The following is a 1,785-nucleotide window of genomic DNA, read 5'->3' on the forward strand; positions in this document are numbered from 1 at the left end:
CCTTCTACCGCATCAATATGATAAAAGCGGACATTAAGTGCTGGATCTAGACTGGCGCAAAAAGCGGCCAAAGGCTGATATAGTGAGGTGTCTGTGTTGTTGTTATCAATAATAAGTATCTCATCAGTCGCCTGTTTAACAGCCAGCAAAGACTGGATAGTCGCAATTACCAATTCTGGTGGCTCAGACCGTGTCATTAACTGAAAGCTGAGAGACGCAGAAGCTAAAAGATTTTTTTTATAAATTGTCATGGCTTATCCTTAGGCACATACGACGGACGAGAATAGGGAAAAAGCATGAGTGAAAGACACATGCAAAAAATGAGCATAGTAATAGTTATAATGAAGTAGTTATTATTGTGTTTTTGATTACCCGTTAAATAGTAATATAAAACTCGGTAACCTTGAGATTGTTAAGTGTTGGTGAATATTTAAGAGTGTAATCCTACGTAATTTATGCGATATATTTCACACCTATCAGTACGCCTAATACGAGTTAGACGAGGTTTGTGTTATCAGATAAATCGCAAAATTTTTGGGTTAATTTAAGTATTTCAAAAAGGAGATACAGAAAAGAGGAACAGCGAGAATGACAAGGATTTAAAAACAGAGAAGGAAATGCAAAGGCTATGCAATGAAGAACGCTAATGTTAAAACATAGCGCCTTTTATAAACAGTGCCTGTATAAATAGTCCCTTGTATACATTGCTTAAAGAATGATAAATTCCAAAAAATAAAAGCGCATTAGGCATGTTTATGACTGCCCAATACGCTTTATCATTAATAACTAATAAGTCTTAAATGATGTTTAAATCTTAAAATCTAAGACTAGTAGTTATTACTGCGGCGCCAATCGTCAACTTCACGTTCGGCATCTTCTTTACTATGGCCATAACGTTCTTGGACACGGCCAACCAATTTATCGCGGCTGCCTTCGATGTGCGTGAGATCGTCATCGGTCAAGTCGGCCCATTTCTGTTTTACTGAGCCTTTAAGTTGGTTCCAATCACCTTTTAGCGTATGTTCATTCATAGTGGTATTCCTTTTCCTATTATTAGATTGCATTGATTTTTCTAAAACCCATCAATTTACTTTGTTATATTTCTCACTTATGGGTTATCAGCAGGCATAAATCCTTAGCTGACAAATCTAATATAAACATGGATAATTGCCTTGTCTGTAGCCCCGATGTGTAGAGTGTTACCCAAATCTTAGCGATAGATTCATTGTGTTAGCAAGGTATACGCCGTGTCATAAATGCACTATTTTCATAAAATCTGTTGCACTTTTTAAAATGAATTACTGTGAATTGCTGGTTTCTAAGTTTGCTAAAAATGCGGCAAACCCTTCTGTCGCTCGCGCTTGTAATCGGCTGCTAGTAATGACCCGAACGCGATTGCTCCAAGTGATAGTAAAATTTTGCTTCTCGAATTTTTTAACCAAATCGACATCTTCATGGCAAGGCAGGGCCGCAAAACCACCAACGGCGAGATACGCTTCACTACTAAAGCTCAGATTTGCTCCATGAATATGACGATGTCCCATCTTATCTTGATAGTGAGCGATATAGTCTTGACGTGTTTGGGGCGTTAAATGCGCCCAGTCATCAACGCTCACGACGCCGCATATCATATCAGTCGGCTGATGATTAATATGAGCGATTTGCTGCGTTAGCCAATCTGCCGTGACGAGCGAATCAGCGTCGGTACAGGCAAGCCAAGTCGCGCCAGAGGTGATCGCATGACGAATGCCCAAATCTCGCACTTGTCCCACGCACTGGTAATCA

General features: G+C 39.6%; 3 protein-coding genes. All 3 read right to left on the minus strand.

The window, feature by feature from the left end:
• The coding region (locus V7D75_RS02020) for a hypothetical protein (RefSeq protein WP_333613203.1) at positions 1–251 on the minus strand (251 nt) is incomplete at its 3' end.
• Positions 252–827: 576 nt separating this feature from the next.
• A complete protein-coding gene (locus tag V7D75_RS02025) occupies positions 828–1,031 on the minus strand; it encodes a CsbD family protein (RefSeq protein ID WP_296194641.1) in 204 nt (67 codons plus the stop codon).
• A 267-nt stretch (positions 1,032–1,298) separates the two neighbouring features.
• Positions 1,299–1,785: glycosyltransferase (locus V7D75_RS02030; RefSeq protein ID WP_333613204.1), on the minus strand; the 487-nt coding region annotated here is incomplete at its 5' end.

Origin of the sequence: Psychrobacter sp. (assembly GCF_036731945.1) — a bacterium.
Classification (GTDB): domain Bacteria; phylum Pseudomonadota; class Gammaproteobacteria; order Pseudomonadales; family Moraxellaceae; genus Psychrobacter.

What these genes read in the sequence shown, in the direction of transcription:
- V7D75_RS02025 (WP_296194641.1), bottom strand. Translation starts at nt 1,031, where the DNA reads ATGAATGAACATACGCTAAAAGGTGATTGGAACCAACTTAAAGGCTCA.